Source organism: Stenotrophomonas sp. Steno-C18 (genome assembly GCF_056393195.1).
Genome location: NZ_JBWJOX010000004.1, coordinates 34,013 through 49,613 on the forward strand (window position 1 = coordinate 34,013; position 15,601 = coordinate 49,613).

A 15,601-nucleotide genomic window follows, 5' to 3' on the forward strand; every position below is an offset into this window, starting at 1 on the left:
TTTCCCCAGCGCAGGAAACAACGTCATGAACAAGCCGGCAGTGGTATTGGTCCATGGGTTCTGGGGCGGTGCCGCCCATTGGGCCAAGGTCATCCTGGAGTTGAAGCGGCTCGGCTACGCCGACATCCGTGCGGTCGAGAACCCGTTGACCTCATTGGCCGACGACGCCGAGCGCACCCGCAAGATGGTGGCGCAGGTGCAGGGCCCGGTCGTGCTGGTGGGGCACTCCTATGGCGGGGCGGTGATCAGCCAGGCGGGCAATCTGGACAACGTCAAGGCACTGGTCTTCATCGCCGCGTTCGCCCCCGATGCCGGTGAAAGCCCAGGTGGCATCACCCAGCAGCACCTGCCCGAGGCCGCGCCGAACCTTGCGCCGGACAGCGATGGCTACCTGTGGTTGAACCCGGCCAAGTTCCACGAGAGCTTCTGCCAGGACCTGTCGCCGGAGGAGGGCTTCGTGATGGGCGTGACCCAGAAGGCACCGTTGGCCAGCACCTTCGGTGACGCCATCACCGACCCGGCGTGGAGGCACAAGCCGAGCTGGTACCAGCTTTCGACCCGCGACCGGATGATCGCCCCCGAGAACCAGAGGGCGATGTCTGAGCGCATCAAGCCGCGCCGCGTGCTGACCCTGGAGGCCAGCCACGCATCGCTGGCGTCGCATCCGCAGGAAGTGGCGGCACTGATCGATGAGGCCGCGCAGCAGGCGTGACCCCGCGGCCACCCGGCCACTGGCGTCGGTGACACGGCGCCAGTGGCCTGCGCGCCGGGCGCGGCCCGTTGGCGGGGTGCCTGGCACCACGACCAATGGCAGGCGCGGCGCGACATGCGTTCACTAGACTGCGCTTGAACCCCTGCGGTGATTGCCCACGTCCATGCCGTCGCTTCCATCACCGCAGACCCAGGCCGGCAGCGCCGCCTGCAGCCGTACGTTGTTCGTGGGTGAACGGCTGTCCGCGCGGGTGGGGTGGTATGCGCCCGGACTGCGCATGTCGCGGCACGTGCATGAGTGCCATCAGCTCTCGCTGCTGCTGGTCGGAACGCTGGGCGAGCAGACGCCACATCGCGAAGTGCGGCTGGCGACATCGGCCGTTGGCGTGAAGCCCGCGGGGCTGGTGCATGCCAATGACTACGGGCCGTCCGGGGCGTTGATCCTGGGCATCAATCTGCCGGGCCGGTTCGACCTGGAGAGGGAGCTTGGCGTTGGCGGGGGCTGGCAGTGGCGCGAGCGTGCGGCACCGACGATGCTGGCGCGGGGCGGCTCCACGCTGGCGCAGCTGACAGGGGGAGGACTTCCTGCAGAGGAGATGGAAGCGCGCCTGTGGGAGCTGCTGGCGATGATGGTCCAGGTGGATCAACGGCCAGCGGGAACGCCGCCGCGCTGGCTGGCATTGGCGTGCGAGCGCCTGGGCGAGGAAGCGGTGCCGGTGACGGCGCTGGCGCAGGAACACGGGTTGCACCCGGTGTATTTCGCGCGTGCATTCGCGCGCTGGATGGGCTGCGCGCCCTCGGCGTTCCGGCTGCGCGCGCAACTGCAGCGTGCACTGCCGCTGCTGGCGGCCGGCCAGTCGCTGTCAGCGGCGGCATGCCAGGCCGGCTTCGCCGACCAGGCGCACCTGAGCCGCGTGGCGCGCCAATACAGTGGCCTGACACCGGCTCGCCTGGCCAGGGTGTTGCGCGCTTGATTGGAAGGGCGCGCAGGTTCGATCCATTCAATACGCCGGCCCCTTCGCCGCTGCAGCATCGCCTCATGTCCCCGTGGAATCGCACCATGCGCCACCTTTTCCTCCAGCGCTGCCAGTTGTGCCTGCTGCTTGTCGCCGCGACCGCGCTGTCGGCTACGGCGACGACACCGGAGCAGGCGTCGCGGCGTCTGCAGGGCTTCCTTGATGGCATCCCCGGCTTGGGGCCGGGCTACGCGGTCGTGGTGGTGGATCGTGACCGGCAACTGCTCGGTTACACCCGCGGCCAGCGCAACACCGCCAGCGGCGCGCCCTTGACGATGCACACGCCGATGTACGTCGCCTCGCAGACCAAGTCGTACATGGGCTTGCTGGCACACCTGCTTGATCAACGCGGCGTGCTGCGCCTGGACAGCACCCTGGCCGATCACTGGCCGCAGCTGCGCCTGCCCGACGGCGTGGATCCTGCGGCGTGGACCCTGGCCGACCTGCTCAATCACCGCGTGCCGCTGCATGCCGATGCGCTCACCACGATGGAGGCCTACATCGGCGCGCCGGACCCCGTGCTGTACCCGCAGTTGCTTGCCACGCTGGCGACGGCGCGGCCGGCCGGCTTCGACTACGACAACCTGGGCTACAACATCTACGCCGCCCTCCTGTACCAGCGTACCGGCAGGCACTGGCAGGACTGGTTGCAGGAACTGGTGTTCACGCCGCTGGGAATGCGTGAGACCGCCGCGCGCACCTCCGTGTTCGATCCCGCCCAGTTGGCCTACAACCATCAGTGGCTCGGGGAAGGGCGGGGATGGCAGGTGGTGGCGCCGAAGCCGGACGCCATCATGCATTCGGCCGGCGGCGTGATGACCTCGCCGCGCGACCTGGGCCGCTGGCTGCGGCTGCAGCTGGGCGGGACGCTGCCACCCTCAATCGCGCCCGGGGTGGTCGACAGGGCACATGCCATCGGCGTGCAGGTCGACCCGAAGGCCCGCAACGCCTATGAGCTTCCCTGCCACGGCTATGCATTCGGCTGGAACGTCTGCGACTTCGAGGGGCATACGCTGTACATCCATGGCGGCAGCTACACCGGTGCGCGCAGCATGATGGCGTTCTCGCCGGACCTGGGCGTGGGCATCGGGGTGTTCTCCAATTCCGACAACGCCACCGGCTGGTTCACCTCGCGCACGGTGGTGCAGTTCTTCCAGTACCTGGTGGACCACCCGGAGGCGGACACCTGGGCGCGGACACGTCGGCAGGTGTACCCGACGCGGGTGGCCGAGCAGCTGGCCGGGCTGCAGGCGCGCCAGGCCAAGGAACGCGCACAGGCGCGGTGGCAGGGCTGGGCATGGCAGCCAGACGCCGGGGTGCGTGCCGCGTACACGGCACGGTTCCATGCCGAGCGCCTGCCGGTGGAGGCGGCGGTCACCGAGACGGGGCATGGCCTGCACCTGCAGATGGGAGCGCTCGCGCGTGAGCTGCAACCGGCGACCGTGGACCTGTTTGGCGCGCAGGGCGGGCCGTTGGACGCACCGGAGCCCCTGCAGTTCCTGCGCGACGGACAGGGCCAGATCAGTGGTTTCGAATACGACGGCGAACGTTACATGAAGCAACCGTCGCCCCCGCCGGCAATGCACACCGATGCGCTCCCGTAGGCGCGACGCCAGTCGCGAAGCCGATGGCGCCTCAACGCCTCGGTTTGCAATCGCACGCATTGCCACGACGGCACCCACGAGCTTCGCGTCTGAAGCCACTCCTGCCGGCGGCGTCAGCGGAAGAACTGGCTGGGGGTCAGGCCGAAGCGACGCTTGAACATGGTGGTGAACGCGCTCGGGCTTTCGTAGCCCAATGCGAGGGCCACGTCGATGACCTTCTCGCCGACCGCCAGCCGCTCCAGTGCGCGCAGCAGCCGTGCCTGCTGGCGCCATTGGCCGAAGGTCATGCCCAGCTCGCGCGTGCACAGGCGCTGGATCGTCTTGACGTCGACCTGCAGGCGCTGCGCCCAGTCGTGCAGGGTGGACGCATCGTCCGGGTGTCGCTCCAGCTGCCGGCCGATCATGCGCAGACGCGCGTCCTTCGGCTCGGGCAGGTGCAGCGGCAGCACCGGCAGGGTCTGCATCTCGTCCAGGATCAGGCGCATCACCCGGCCGTCGCGTGAATCCTCCACATAGGGCTGCTGCACGCTGGCCGCTGCGCGGATCAGTGCCGCCAACAACGGCGTGACCGAGACCGCCGATGGGCCGGCGGGCGGCTGCCGCATCGCGGCCGGCGTGACGTAGAGGCTGCGCATCTGCACCTGGCCGATGCAATGCACCTGGTGGCCGGTGCCGGCCGGCATCCAGATTGCACGGGTGCTGGGCACCACCCAGCGGCCCATGCCGGCGCGCACGACCAGCACGCCGGTCTCGGCATACACGAGCTGGTGGCGATCGGGGTGGTGGTGCAGCGGGATCAGCGTGTCCGCCTCGTAGTCCCGTGCCCTGCAATACACCGCCGTCTCCGGGCCCGCCGGCAGCGGCAGGCGCCGGCCTTTGCGGCTGTCGGTGTCCTTTTCGAGAGGGTGCATGACCATATCGCGCAGGAAGGGCGTGGCGAGCGACTCTACCATGCGCCGGCTCCCCTCATCCCGTGATAACGCCATGTCCTCCACCGCTCCACCCGTGGCCGCTTCCAGTACCCCCGCGCGGCGCCCGGCCGCCGTCGGCGTGCTGGCTGCGATCAGCAGTTCGCACCTAGTCAACGACATGATGCAGTCGCTGATCCTGGCGCTGTATCCGATCTTCAAGGCGCAGTTCCACCTGAGCTTCACCCAGGTGGGCATGATCACCCTGACCTACCAGCTCACCGCTTCGCTGTTCCAGCCGTTGATCGGCCTGCGTACCGACAAGCGCCCGGCGCCGTACTCCCTGCCGATGGGCATGACCTCCACGCTGTGCGGCCTGTTGCTGCTGGCCTATGCGCCGAACTTCAGCACGGTGCTGGTCGCGGCGATGCTGGTCGGCATCGGTTCGGCCATCTTCCACCCGGAATCCTCGCGCATCGCGCGGTTGGCCTCGGGCGGACGGCATGGCCTGTCGCAGTCGGTGTTCCAGCTGGGCGGCAACGCCGGCACGGCGATCGGGCCGTTGCTGGCCGCAGCGGTGATCGCTCCCAACGGCCAGCGCAGCGTCGCCTGGTTCGGCGGCGCGGCGCTGATCGGCATCGGCTTGCTGACCTATGTCAGCCGCTGGTACCAGCAGCACCTGGTCGTCAGCGCCAGCAAGCCAAAGGCGGGCATGGCAAGCAGTGAGTCGCTGCTGCCCAAGCGCACGGTGGCATGGGTGATCGCGATCCTGCTGGTGCTTATCTTCAGCAAATACTTCTACATCGCTGGCTTGAGCAGCTATTACACGTTCTACCTGATGCAGAAGTTCCACGTGTCGGTGCAGAGCGCGCAGTTGCACCTGTTCGGCTTCCTGCTGGCCTCGGCGGCGGGCACCTTGATCGGCGGGCCGGTAGGTGACCGCATTGGTCGCAAGCCGGTGATCTGGGCGTCGATCCTGGGCGTGGCGCCGTTCGCGTTGATGCTCCCCTACGCGAACCTGGAATGGACGACGGTGCTGACCTTGATCATCGGCTTCGTGCTGTCCTCGGCGTTCTCGGCCATCCTGGTGTACGCGCAGGAGTTGATGCCGCATCGCATCGGCACGGTCTCGGGCCTGTTCTTCGGCTTCGCGTTCGGCATGGGCGGCCTGGGTGCCGCGGTACTGGGCGTGCTGGCCGACCACACCAGCATCCTGTGGGTCTACAAGGTGATCTCGTTCCTGCCATTGCTGGGCATGGTGGCCGCGTTCCTGCCGAATCGGCGCAGTCACTGATCCTGCGCGACCTTGCAGGAGCGGCGCGAGCGGCGACGCACGCGGCAGTTGAAGCGCAGTGCTGCCGGCAAGCATGAGAATGCCGGCCGCACTGCCGATCAGGCAGCGCAGGTTTCGCGGCCAAGGCCGCTCCTGTGGATGGGGCCTTCCTTGCAGGAGCGGCTTCAGTCGCGAAGCACGGTGGGGTTGAAGGGCCGTGTTGCCAGCAACCATGAGGTTGCTGGTCGCACGATTGATCGAGCACCACCAGCCTCGCGGCCGAGGCCGCTCCTACGCAGGATGCATTCCTTGCAGGAACAGCGTGAACCGCCAGGCACGCTAGGGTCGAGGGATGGCTCCCGCGTCATACCAGCGACGCGAGCGGTTGACGATGGCCACCACGGTCAGCATCACCGGTACTTCAATCAACACGCCGACCACGGTCGCCAGCGCGGCGCCGGAGTGCACGCCGAACAGGCTGACCGCTGCGGCGACGGCCAGCTCGAAGAAGTTGCTGGCGCCGATCAATGCCGATGGTCCGGCCACGCAGTGGTCAACACCGAGACGCCGGTTGAGCAGGTAGGCGAGCCCAGCGTTGAAATAGACCTGCAACAGGATGGGCACGGCGAGGATGGCGATGACCAGTGGCTGCTCGATGATCTGCCGGCCCTGGAAGCCGAACAGCAGCACCAGCGTGGCCAGCAGTGCCAGCAGCGATACGGGGGCTAGCCGCTGCAGTACCTGCTGCAGCCTGGGCGGGCCGCCGCGCGCGAGCAGCCAGCGTCGCAGCAACGTGGCCACCGCGACCGGCAGCAGGATGTACAGGGAGACCGAAAGCGCCAGCGTCGCCCATGGCACGGTGATCGACGACAGGCCCAGCAACACGGCCACCAGGGGCGCGAAGGCCAGCACCATGATCGCGTCGTTGAGCGCGACCTGGCTCAGGGTGAAGTTGGCATCGCCCCGGCACAGGTTGCTCCAGACGAACACCATCGCGGTGCACGGCGCGGCCGCCAGCAGGATCAGCCCCGCCATGTAGGAGTCCACCTGCCCAGGTGGCAGCCATGCGGCGAAGACGTGGCGCAGGAACAGACCGCCCAGCAACGCCATCGAGAACGGCTTGACGGCCCAGTTGATGAAGAGGGTGACGCCGATACCCCGCCAGTGCTGGCCCACCTGGCGCATCGCCCCGAAGTCCACCTTCAACAGCATCGGGATGATCATCAGCCAGATCAGCACGGCGACCGGCAGGTTCACGCGCGCCACTTCCAGCGCGCCCAACTGCGCGAATGCCCCGGGGAACATGTGCCCCAGACCGGTGCCAACGGCGATGCACACCGCCACCCACAAGGTCAGGTAACGCTCGAACAGGCCCAGCCGGGCGGTGCCCTCAGTCATTGTCCCGGCGTCCCGTTTCCGGCTGCACCTGCCCGATGCCATCAAGGGCGTGCTGGAGCTGCAGGCGGTCCTGCCATTGCGTCGCCGGGACGGCAAGCAGCGCCAACAGCCGGGCCTTTACCACGGCATGCGCCAGCGCGAATGCCGCGCGCTTTTCATCGTCACTGCCTTCCACCGCCGCCGGATCCGGCAGTCCCCAATGGGCACGCAGGAAGTCGCCGAACACCACCGGACAGGTTTCAGCGGCGGCCGAATCACAGACCGTGATGACCAGGTCCATGCGAGGGGCATCGGGTTGCGTGAACTCGTCCCAGGACTTGCTGCGCAGGCCGGCGGTGGCAATGCCTTCCGCGGACAACTGGGCCAAGGCGAATGGATTGACCGTGCCGGTGGGCTGGCTACCCGCACTGAATGCGACGAAACGGTTGCCGCCCCAGGCCCGCAGGGTGGCTTCGGCCAGCACACTACGGGCACTGTTGCCGGTGCACAGGAAGAGAACGTTGATGCTCATGGCGTGTCCGTCAGGGAAGGAATCGGGTTTCAACGGGTGCGGCGGATGGATGCCGGATGCCGGTCGGCGATGAACGGCCTCGGCTGGGTGTTCAATCCACGGCCAGGTGCTTGTGCATGCAGGTCGCCGAGGCCGGGCAGAGGCTGCGGAACTCGGCGGTGGCCTGGATGGCCAGGGCGACATCGGCCCGCGGCACGGGCTGATAGCCACGCTGCTGGAAGAACGGTGCGGCCGTGGTGGTCAGCAGTGTCAGGCGGCGGACACCACGCGCGGCGGCATGTGCCTCCATGGCCTGCAGCAGGCGCCCGCCGAGTCCACTGCCGCGTGCACCGGGAACCACCGCCAACGAACGGAGCAGGCCATCCGGTGGTACGGCTTCCACGCCGATGATGCCGAGCAGTTGCCCATCCTCCATGGCGACGAGAAAGTCGATCTGTCCCGTTGCCAGGTCATCGACCGGCAGCCCGGCGGCGGCAAGCAGCGCCACCAGCCGGGGCAGGTCGGTCGGGTGCGGAGCGCGGATGTAGGCGGGCATGGACGCCTCAGCAGCAGGAGTTTGTGGGGGTGGGGGCACAGCGGCTGCCGGGCGAGCCGGCGCAACAGTTGTGGGTGAGGTAGGCCATCAACGCGTTCATGGCGGTGTAGTCGGCGCGGTAACAGACATTGCGTCCGACGCTTTCGCTCTGCACCAGGCCTGCATGCAGCAGTTCCTTCAGGTGGAAGGAAAGGGTGGCGTTGGGGACGGCCAGGGATTCGGCGATTTCACCGGCCATGCGGCCGTCGGGGCCGGCCTCCACCAACAGGCGGAATGCAGCCAGCCGGGTGCCGTGGCCGAGCGCGGTAAGGGCGGCGATTGCCTGATTCGTTTCCATAATTCTAGAATAATGGAATGAATATCGATCAGCAATCCCCAATTGACGCCCTGCCCAACATCAACCTCGATCTGCTACCGGTGCCGGATGGTGGGTTGCGGGCAGCCTCCGATGGCCTGCATCGGCCACGCATCCTGCTGCTGTACGGCTCGCTGCGCCCGCAATCGTTCAGTCGCAAGCTGGCCCTGGAGGCGGAGCGTGTCCTCCTGCAACTGGGGGCAGAGACGCGCGTCTTTGATCCACACGGGCTGCCGATGCTCGACAGTTGCGACAAGGACCATCCCAAGGTGCGGCAACTGCGGGAGTGGTCGCAGTGGTCCGAAGGCCAGGTATGGGTGTCACCGGAGCGCCACGGCACCTTGACGGGTGTGTTCAAGAACCAGATCGACTGGCTGCCGTTGGAAGAAGGCAGCGTACGTCCTACCCAGGGCCGCACGCTGGCGGTCATGCAGGTATGCGGCGGTTCGCAATCGTTCAATGTGGTCAACGCATTGCGCGTGTTGGGGCGCTGGATGCGCATGGTCACCATCCCCAACCAGTCTTCGGTCCCAAAGGCCTGGCAGGAGTTTGACGAAAACGGACGCATGCGTCCTTCGCCCTACTACGATCGCGTGGTGGATGTGATGGAGGAGCTGATGAAGTTCACGCTGCTGGTGCGTGGTCGCAGCGACTACCTGGTTGACCGCTACAGCGAGCGCAAGGGCGCCAGCGCCGCTGCGGCACTGGCGCTTGCCGCCGACGCGGTGGAGACGACGCAGGGCTGACGCTTCCTGCAACGTGCCGAAGGGGGCGGGTGCCGGCGACCCTGGGAAGGGGTGCTGGCGTCGGGCCGGGCTGGCAGGATGCGGTCGGTGGCGGGTTGCCGAACATGGGAATGCCCCCGTCGAGCGTGCGTCGTCCGCCGGGAAAAGCGGCACGGATGCGGTTTGAGAGGCCATCCGTGCCACTTGTGATTGCACGACGCCCCTTCAAGGGGCATTGATGTCGCCTGAAGCGTCAGCGATGCCGGAAAAAGCGCCAAGGCTGAAGGTTGAAGTGCCCTTGATGGCGGGAAAAACGCCAGTGATGGCGTTTGAAGCGCCGCTGATGCCGTTGCAGGTGCCGGCGCTGCCGCTCCCATCGCTGCGGCCGCACCCAAAGGGTGCATCGGCTAGGAATCATCCGAGACCTGCAGCGCAGGTCGCGTGGAGATTGCTGGCCGTTTGACAGGTGCTTCTGGAGGGGGCGGGGGATGCAGGCGTTGGTTTGTGGCTTCGCGGCCGAAGCCGCTCCTACGGGGGCGGACAGGGCGCGGATGGGTAGGAGCGGCGTTCGCCCCGAAGCTGGGGAAGTGACCGACGCGGTGGTTTCTGTCGTCCCGTCATCGTTGGACGGGGCGCCTTCGGCAATCACACGGCAGCGACCTCGCGGCCGAAGCCGTTCCTACGGAGGTGGGGCGGCGGCGATGTCGGTGGTGTGTGCGTCGGCGCCGCCGCCCAGCACCTTGTACAGCGTCACCCGGTTGTTTGCTTCAGACAGCTGCAGGGTGATCTGCGCCTGCTGGGCGCTGTACAGCGAACGCTGCGCGTCCAGCGCTTCAAGGTAGCTGTCCACGCCGGTGCGGTAGCGGGTGTCGGCGAGGGTGAAGCCGCGCTGGTTGGCCGCGACCAGTGCGCGCTGTGCCTCCAGTTGTTCATCGAGGTTGGCGCGGGCGACCAGGGCATCGGCGACTTCGGCGAAGGCGCTCTGGATGCTCTTTTCGTAGCGGGCAACCTCGATGTGCTTGCCGAGCGTGGCGACGTCCAGTTCGGCCCTGAGCGCACCGGCATGGAAGATCGGGATGCTGATGCTGGGGATGAACGACCAGGTGCGCTGGCCCCCGCTGAACAGCGAGGACAGCGCGTCACTGCTGCGGCCGGTGTTGGCGGTGAGCGCGATGCTGGGGAAGAAGGCGGCACGTGCCGCGCCGATGTTGGCATTGGCCGCCTTCAGGGCGTGCTCGGCGGCCAGCACGTCGGGCCGGTCCAGCAGTACCCGTGAATCCAGACCCGACCGAATCGGTGCCAGCGCCACGGCGCTGTCCAGTGCTTCGCTGGACGGCAGCAAGGGGGCTTCCAGGCGGGTGCCGACCAACAGCTCCAATGCAGTGCGGTCCTGTGCCAGCTGCACGGTATAGCTGGCCAGGTCGGAGCGCGCGCTGTGCACGCTGGCCTCGACCTGCGACAGATCCAGCCCGGAGACGATGCCCTGCGCATGACGTTCCTGGGTCAGTGCCAGTGTCTGTTGCTGGTTGTGCAGGGTCTGCCGGGCCAGTTCCAGCCGTTGCTGGTCGGCGCAAAGCGTCAGCCATGCGCTCGCCACCTCGGCAACCAGCGTCAGGCGGGTACCGCGCTGGGTTTCCGTGGTGGCCAACCAGTTCTCCAGGGCCTGGTCCTTGAGGCTACGGACGCGGCCGAACAGATCCAGCTCCCAACTGGCAATGCCGACCTCGGCGCTGGCACTGCGGCTGACGCCGCTTTGTCCCGAGGCGTCGGTGCCGCGACTGCGTGACTGTGCGGCGGATGCATCGATCGACGGCAACGATGCAGCCCGCTGGATCCGGTACTGGGCACGCTGCGTTTCGATGTTGAGCAGGGCGATGCGTAGATCGCGGTTGTTCTCCAACGCCAGTGCGATCACCTGCTGCAGGCGGGTGTCCAGGAACACCTGCCGCCACGGCAGGTCGACCACGGCGCCCGCGTCACTGGCAATGGCGGGAACACCCGCGGGAAGGGTGTCGCTGACCGGTGCGGCCGGCCGCGTGTAGCGCGGTGCCATGCTGGTGCATCCAGCCAGTGCAAGCAGGCAGCCAGCCAGCAGCATGGAGTGGCGCGGTCCGCGCGGGAGACAGGTTCGGGTCACGACGGATTCTCCACTTCGGTCGCCTGCGGACGCGCCTTGCGCGGCGAGAGGGTACGCACGATCACGTAGAACAGCGGGACGAAGAAGATGCCCAGCGCGGTGGAGGCGAGCGTGCCGCCGAACACGCCGGTGCCCAGCGAATGCCGACCGGCCGACCCCGCACCGCTGCTGACCACCAGCGGCAACACGCCGAGCAGGAAGGCCAACGAGGTCATCAGGATCGGACGCAGGCGCATGCGCGCGGCATGCAGCACCGCCTGCAGCAACGATTGGCCCTGTTCTTCCAGTTCCTTGGCGAACTCCACGATCAGGATGCCGTTCTTGGCGGCCAGGCCGACGGTGGTCAACAGGCCGACCTGGAAGTACACGTCATTCTCCAGCCCGCGCAGGCTGGTGAGCAGCAGCGCGCCCACCACGCCGATCGGAACGGCCAACATCACCGACAACGGCACCGACCAGCTTTCATACAGGGCGGCCAGGCACAGGAACACGAACAGCAGCGAGACGCCGTACAGCAAGGGTGCCTGGTTGCCGGCCAGACGTTCCTGGTAGGACATCCCCGACCAGGAGAAGCCCATGCCCGTCGGCAACGCCGCGGCAAGCCGTTCCATCGTCTCCATGGCCGTGCCCGAACTGGTGCCGGCATTGGCTTCGCCACTGATCTCCATCGAGCCACTGCCGTTGAAGCGGGTCAGTGTCGCCGGTGCGAAATCCCACGAGGAGGTGGAGAAGGCGGAGAACGCCACCATCTGGCCATCGCTGTTGCGCACCGACCAGCGGCCGACGTCGGCCGGCAGCATGCGCGCGGAGGCCTCGCCCTGTACGTAGACCTTCTTCACCCGGCCGCGGTTGATGAAATCGTTGACGTAGGTGCCGCCCAATGCGGTGGAGAGGGTGTTGTTGATGTCGCTGGTGGCCAGGTCCAGTGCGCCAGCCTTGGCATCGTCGATCTCCACCTTGAAGCTGGGCGCATCGTCGACCGCCGTATAGCGCACCTTGGCCAGGGCGGATTCCTGGCCGGCGCTGCCGAGCAGCTGGTCGCGGGCGGCGACCAACGCTTCATGGCCGGCGCCGCCCAGGTCCTGCAGCTGGAAGGTGAAGCCGCCGGTCTGGCCCATGCCGGGAATGCCGGACGGGGTTACCGCGAAGATCTGGGCATCGGGGATGCGGGACATGGCCTGGGTGATGCGCACGCCCACCTCCTGTGCGCTGGCCTCGCGCAACGACCAGTCCTTCAGGCGGATGTAGGCCTGTGCCGAGTTCTGCGCGCTGTTGCCGCCACCACCACCGGAGCCGGCGTTGGCCATGATGGTCGAAACCTCCGGCTGCTCGAGCGCATAGGCGGTGAGCTGGTCCATCACGGCCTGGGTGCGCTGCATGGTGGTGCCCGAAGGCAGCTTGACCTGCACGATCAGGGTGCCCTGGTCCTCGGCGGGAAGAAACGAGGTGGGCAGGCGCCAGAACAGCAGGCCCATCACCAGCAACAGCACGGCATAGCAGGCCACGCCCAGCGAACGGCGGCCGAGCAGGCGCTGCACGCCGTGCTGGTAACGTTCGGCGCTGGCGTCGAAGCGCCGGTTGAAGCCGGCGAAGAAGCGGCCCAGGCGACCGCGATGCACGGCGTGGCCGTCCGGGCCGGGCGCGACCAGCAGGCTTGCGCACATGGCCGGCGTCAAGGTCATGGCCACCAGCACCGAGAGGATCATCGCCGAGGCGATGGTCACCGAGAACTGGCGGTAGATCATGCCGGTGGAGCCGCCAAAGAACGCCATGGGCAGGAACACCGCCGTCAGCACCAGCGCGATGCCGACCAGCGCGCCGGTGATCTGCTGCATCGACTTGCGGGTGGCCTCGCGCGCGGACAGGTGTTCGGTGGCCATCACGCGCTCGACGTTCTCCACCACCACGATGGCATCGTCCACCAGCAGGCCGATGGCCAGCACCATCGCGAACATGGTCAGGGTGTTGATCGAGTAGCCCAGCAGGGACAGCACGCCGAAGGTGCCCATCAGCACCACCGGCACCGCGACCGCGGGGATCAGCGTCGCCCGCCAGCTCTGCAGGAACAGGTACATGATCAGCACCACCAGCACGATGGCCTCGATCAGGGTCTTGACCACTTCTTCGATGGAGATGCGCACGAACGGCGTGGTATCCATCGCCACCTGGTACTGCAGCCCGGTGGGGAAGAACGGCTTGAGCTGCTGCAGGCGGGCCTGCACCGCGTCGGCCACCTGCAGTGCGTTGGCACCGCTGGCCAGCTCGATGCCCATGCCGGCGGCGGGCTTGCCGTTGAAGGTGGACATGACGTTGTAGCTCTCCCCGCCCAGCTCGACGGTGGCCACGTCGGACAGGTGCACGACCGCACCACCGGGATCGGACTTGATCACCACCTGGCGGAACTGCTCGGGGGTCTGCAGCCGGCTGCGCGCGGTCACGGTGACGTTCAGGCCCTGGTCGTCCACGGCGGGCAGGGCGCCGAGCTGGCCGGACGACACATCGGCGTTCTGCGCGCTGATCGCATTGCTGACGTCCGACGGCATCAGCGAATAGGTGCGCAGCTTCTCCGGGTCCAGCCAGATCCGCATTGCGTACTGGGCTCCCATCACCTGCACGTTGCCCACGCCGGAGACACGGCTGATCGGGTCCTGCACCGAGGAGACCATGTAGTCGGCGATGTCGTTCTTCTGCATCGAGCCGTCGGCCGAGCTGAAGGCCACCACCATGAAGATGTTGCCGGAGGACTTGGTGACGGTGACGCCGGTGTTCTTGACCGCATCAGGCAGCTTGGATTCGGCCTGTTGGAGCTTGTTCTGCACCTGCATCTGCGCGGTGTCGGCATTGGTGCTGGACTCGAAGGTCAGGGTGATCTGCGCGCCGCCGGAGGAACTGCTGCTGGAGGACATGTACATCAGGTTGTCCAACCCGGTCATCTGCTGCTCGATGACCTGGGTGACGGCGTTCTCCACGGTCTGCGCGGAGGCACCGGTGTAGTTGGCACGGATGGAGACCGACGGCGGGGCGATGTCCGGGTACTGCTCCAGCGGCAGCGAGAACACCGCCAGCGTGCCGGCCAGGGTGATGACGATGGCGATGACCCACGCGAAGATCGGCCGGTCGATGAAGAAACGTGCCATGGCCGATCCTTACTTGGTGCCGGGAGTGGCGGTGGCGGGGTCGGCCGCGGCCGCGGCGGCGTTGGCGGCCTGTACCTTGACCGTCTGCCCGGCGCTGGCCTTGCTGCCATTGGCCACGATCAGCCGCTGCCCCGCGTTCAACCCCGCGGTGACCACCCATTGGTTGCGGACGGCGTCGCCCAGCGTCACCACCTGCTCGACCACCTTGTCGCCTTCGCCCACCAGCTTGACGGTGGCTTCCCCCTTCGTATTGCGGGTGACTGCGCTCTGCGGCACGAGGATGGCCTTGTCATTGATGGCCATCGGCAGCACCGCGCGCACGTACATGCCGGGCAGCAGCAGGCCGTCGGGATTGGGCAGCACCGCGCGCAGGGTGACGTTGCCGGTGCCGGTGTCCACGGCGGTGCCCACGAACTCGAGGGTGCCGGTGTGCGCGTAGGTACTGCCGTCCTCCAGGGTGACGCTGACCTGTGCCTTGCCGTCCACGGACTGCAGCGCGCCGGAGGCCAGCTGCCGGCGCAGCGCCAGCAACTGGGCACTGGTCTGGCTGACGTCCACGTAGATCGGGTCCAGCTGCTGGATGGTGGTCAGTGCGGTGGTCTGGCCCGCGGTGACCAGGGCACCGGGGGTATAGGTGGAGGTGGAGATGCGGCCGTTGATGGGGGCGGTGATGCGGGTGTAGTCCAGGTTGATGCGCGCGCTCTGCAGCCCGGCGCGCGCTGCCACCACCGCCGCCTCGGCCTGGCGCAGCGCGGCCAGGGCATCGTCGCCGTCCTGCCTGCTGACCGCATCGGCCTTGACCAGGCTTTCATAACGTTCGGCCTTGGGGCGCGCGGAGAGTACCGCCGCTTCGGCCTGGGCCAGGGTGCCGCGCGCGTTGTCGTAGGCTGCCTGGTAACTGGCCGGGTCGATCTGGTAGAGCACCTGGCCGGCGTTCACCTGCTCGCCCTCGGTGAACAGCCGCTTCTGGATGATGCCGCCCACCTGCGGGCGCACGTCCGAGGTCATGAACGCCACCGTCCGGCCCGGCAACGTCTGCTCCATGGCCATTCGCTGGACAGTGACCGGCTGTACCGAGACGGTCACCTCGCGGGAGGGCGTCGCCTGCTTGGACGAACAGGCCGTGAGCACGCCGCAGACCAGCAGGGCCAACGGAACCAGGGCAGTGCGGGGTGGAACAGCAGCGGGCATGGGGGGCACTCGGTGGTTTCCAGGTGACGCCAGCCTGCGAGGCAAATGTGCAGCAAATATGGAGATTGATGGCGCGGGCTTGCATCGCGGCGGCAGGGCG

General features: G+C 67.5%; 13 protein-coding genes. 5 read left to right on the forward strand and 8 right to left on the reverse strand.

Annotation, left to right across the window (positions count from 1 at the left end; genetic code table 11):
- The first annotated feature begins 25 nt into the window (after positions 1 to 25).
- From AC06FE_RS09520 to AC06FE_RS09530, 3 genes are all read left to right on the forward strand, one after another.
- Positions 26 to 712 carry an alpha/beta hydrolase gene (locus tag AC06FE_RS09520; RefSeq protein ID WP_478072903.1) on the forward strand — a complete coding sequence of 229 codons (687 nt, stop codon included), beginning with the start codon at positions 26 to 28 and terminating at the stop codon, positions 710 to 712.
- 163 nt (positions 713 to 875) lie between these two features.
- On the forward strand, positions 876 to 1,685 hold the full coding sequence (locus AC06FE_RS09525) for a helix-turn-helix domain-containing protein (RefSeq protein ID WP_478072904.1): 810 nt from the start codon (positions 876 to 878) through the stop codon (positions 1,683 to 1,685).
- An 86-nt stretch (positions 1,686 to 1,771) separates the two neighbouring features.
- Positions 1,772 to 3,331 carry a serine hydrolase domain-containing protein gene (locus AC06FE_RS09530; RefSeq protein WP_478072905.1) on the forward strand — a complete coding sequence of 520 codons (1,560 nt, stop codon included), beginning with the start codon at positions 1,772 to 1,774 and terminating at the stop codon, positions 3,329 to 3,331.
- Positions 3,332 to 3,444: 113 nt separating this feature from the next.
- Here AC06FE_RS09530 and AC06FE_RS09535 read toward each other — a convergent pair whose 3' ends face one another.
- Complete coding sequence (locus AC06FE_RS09535; RefSeq protein WP_478072906.1) at positions 3,445 to 4,242, reverse strand: AraC family transcriptional regulator; 798 nt, start codon at positions 4,240 to 4,242, stop codon at positions 3,445 to 3,447.
- A 73-nt stretch (positions 4,243 to 4,315) separates the two neighbouring features.
- On the opposite strand from AC06FE_RS09535, the gene AC06FE_RS09540 reads away from it, so the two are divergent.
- Complete coding sequence (locus AC06FE_RS09540; protein WP_192286414.1) at positions 4,316 to 5,533, forward strand: MFS transporter; 1,218 nt, start codon at positions 4,316 to 4,318, stop codon at positions 5,531 to 5,533.
- A 318-nt stretch (positions 5,534 to 5,851) separates the two neighbouring features.
- Here AC06FE_RS09540 and arsB read toward each other — a convergent pair whose 3' ends face one another.
- The 4 genes from arsB to AC06FE_RS09560 form a co-directional block, all read right to left on the reverse strand.
- The gene (arsB, locus tag AC06FE_RS09545; protein ID WP_478073080.1) at positions 5,852 to 6,889 is read right to left on the reverse strand and encodes an ACR3 family arsenite efflux transporter; all 1,038 of its coding nucleotides are present in this window, start codon (positions 6,887 to 6,889) and stop codon (positions 5,852 to 5,854) included.
- A 13-nt stretch (positions 6,890 to 6,902) separates the two neighbouring features.
- Positions 6,903 to 7,421, reverse strand: coding sequence for an arsenate reductase ArsC (locus tag AC06FE_RS09550; protein ID WP_478072907.1), 519 nt, complete (start codon positions 7,419 to 7,421; stop codon positions 6,903 to 6,905).
- A gap of 91 nt (positions 7,422 to 7,512) precedes the next feature.
- A complete protein-coding gene (gene arsN2 / locus AC06FE_RS09555; RefSeq protein WP_478072908.1) occupies positions 7,513 to 7,956 on the reverse strand; it encodes an arsenic resistance N-acetyltransferase ArsN2 in 444 nt (147 codons plus the stop codon).
- 7 nt (positions 7,957 to 7,963) lie between these two features.
- Positions 7,964 to 8,293 (reverse strand): ArsR/SmtB family transcription factor, encoded by a 330-nt coding sequence (locus tag AC06FE_RS09560; RefSeq protein ID WP_313255647.1) that lies wholly within the window; start codon positions 8,291 to 8,293, stop codon positions 7,964 to 7,966.
- A gap of 17 nt (positions 8,294 to 8,310) precedes the next feature.
- On the opposite strand from AC06FE_RS09560, the gene arsH reads away from it, so the two are divergent.
- Entirely contained in the window at positions 8,311 to 9,057 is a 747-nt protein-coding gene (gene arsH / locus AC06FE_RS09565; RefSeq protein WP_192286410.1) for an arsenical resistance protein ArsH, read from the forward strand.
- Between the two features lie 658 nt (positions 9,058 to 9,715).
- On the opposite strand, the gene AC06FE_RS09570 is transcribed toward arsH, so the two are convergent.
- Genes AC06FE_RS09570 through AC06FE_RS09580 form a run of 3 tightly spaced genes read right to left on the reverse strand, consistent with a single transcriptional unit; the run spans position 9,716 to position 15,501 of the window.
- On the reverse strand, positions 9,716 to 11,134 hold the full coding sequence (locus tag AC06FE_RS09570) for an efflux transporter outer membrane subunit (protein WP_478073081.1): 1,419 nt from the start codon (positions 11,132 to 11,134) through the stop codon (positions 9,716 to 9,718).
- 35 nt (positions 11,135 to 11,169) lie between these two features.
- Positions 11,170 to 14,310, reverse strand: coding sequence for an efflux RND transporter permease subunit (locus AC06FE_RS09575; RefSeq protein WP_478072909.1), 3,141 nt, complete (start codon positions 14,308 to 14,310; stop codon positions 11,170 to 11,172).
- Positions 14,311 to 14,319: 9 nt separating this feature from the next.
- Positions 14,320 to 15,501, reverse strand: coding sequence for an efflux RND transporter periplasmic adaptor subunit (locus AC06FE_RS09580; protein WP_478072910.1), 1,182 nt, complete (start codon positions 15,499 to 15,501; stop codon positions 14,320 to 14,322).
- Positions 15,502 to 15,601 lie beyond the last annotated feature (100 nt).

Bases quoted from the DNA above. Each gene is read 5' to 3' on its own strand.
- AC06FE_RS09520 (WP_478072903.1), top strand. From the start codon at position 26: ATGAACAAGCCGGCAGTGGTATTGGTCCATGGGTTCTGGGGCGGTGCC.
- AC06FE_RS09525 (WP_478072904.1), top strand. From the start codon at position 876: ATGCCGTCGCTTCCATCACCGCAGACCCAGGCCGGCAGCGCCGCCTGC.
- AC06FE_RS09530 (WP_478072905.1), top strand. From the start codon at position 1,772: ATGCGCCACCTTTTCCTCCAGCGCTGCCAGTTGTGCCTGCTGCTTGTC.
- AC06FE_RS09535 (WP_478072906.1), bottom strand. From the start codon at position 4,242: ATGCACCCTCTCGAAAAGGACACCGACAGCCGCAAAGGCCGGCGCCTG.
- AC06FE_RS09540 (WP_192286414.1), top strand. From the start codon at position 4,316: ATGTCCTCCACCGCTCCACCCGTGGCCGCTTCCAGTACCCCCGCGCGG.
- AC06FE_RS09550 (WP_478072907.1), bottom strand. From the start codon at position 7,421: ATGAGCATCAACGTTCTCTTCCTGTGCACCGGCAACAGTGCCCGTAGT.
- arsN2 (WP_478072908.1), bottom strand. From the start codon at position 7,956: ATGCCCGCCTACATCCGCGCTCCGCACCCGACCGACCTGCCCCGGCTG.
- AC06FE_RS09560 (WP_313255647.1), bottom strand. From the start codon at position 8,293: ATGGAAACGAATCAGGCAATCGCCGCCCTTACCGCGCTCGGCCACGGC.
- arsH (WP_192286410.1), top strand. From the start codon at position 8,311: ATGAATATCGATCAGCAATCCCCAATTGACGCCCTGCCCAACATCAAC.
- AC06FE_RS09570 (WP_478073081.1), bottom strand. From the start codon at position 11,134: ATGCTGCTGGCTGGCTGCCTGCTTGCACTGGCTGGATGCACCAGCATG.
- AC06FE_RS09575 (WP_478072909.1), bottom strand. From the start codon at position 14,310: ATGGCACGTTTCTTCATCGACCGGCCGATCTTCGCGTGGGTCATCGCC.
- AC06FE_RS09580 (WP_478072910.1), bottom strand. From the start codon at position 15,501: ATGCCCGCTGCTGTTCCACCCCGCACTGCCCTGGTTCCGTTGGCCCTG.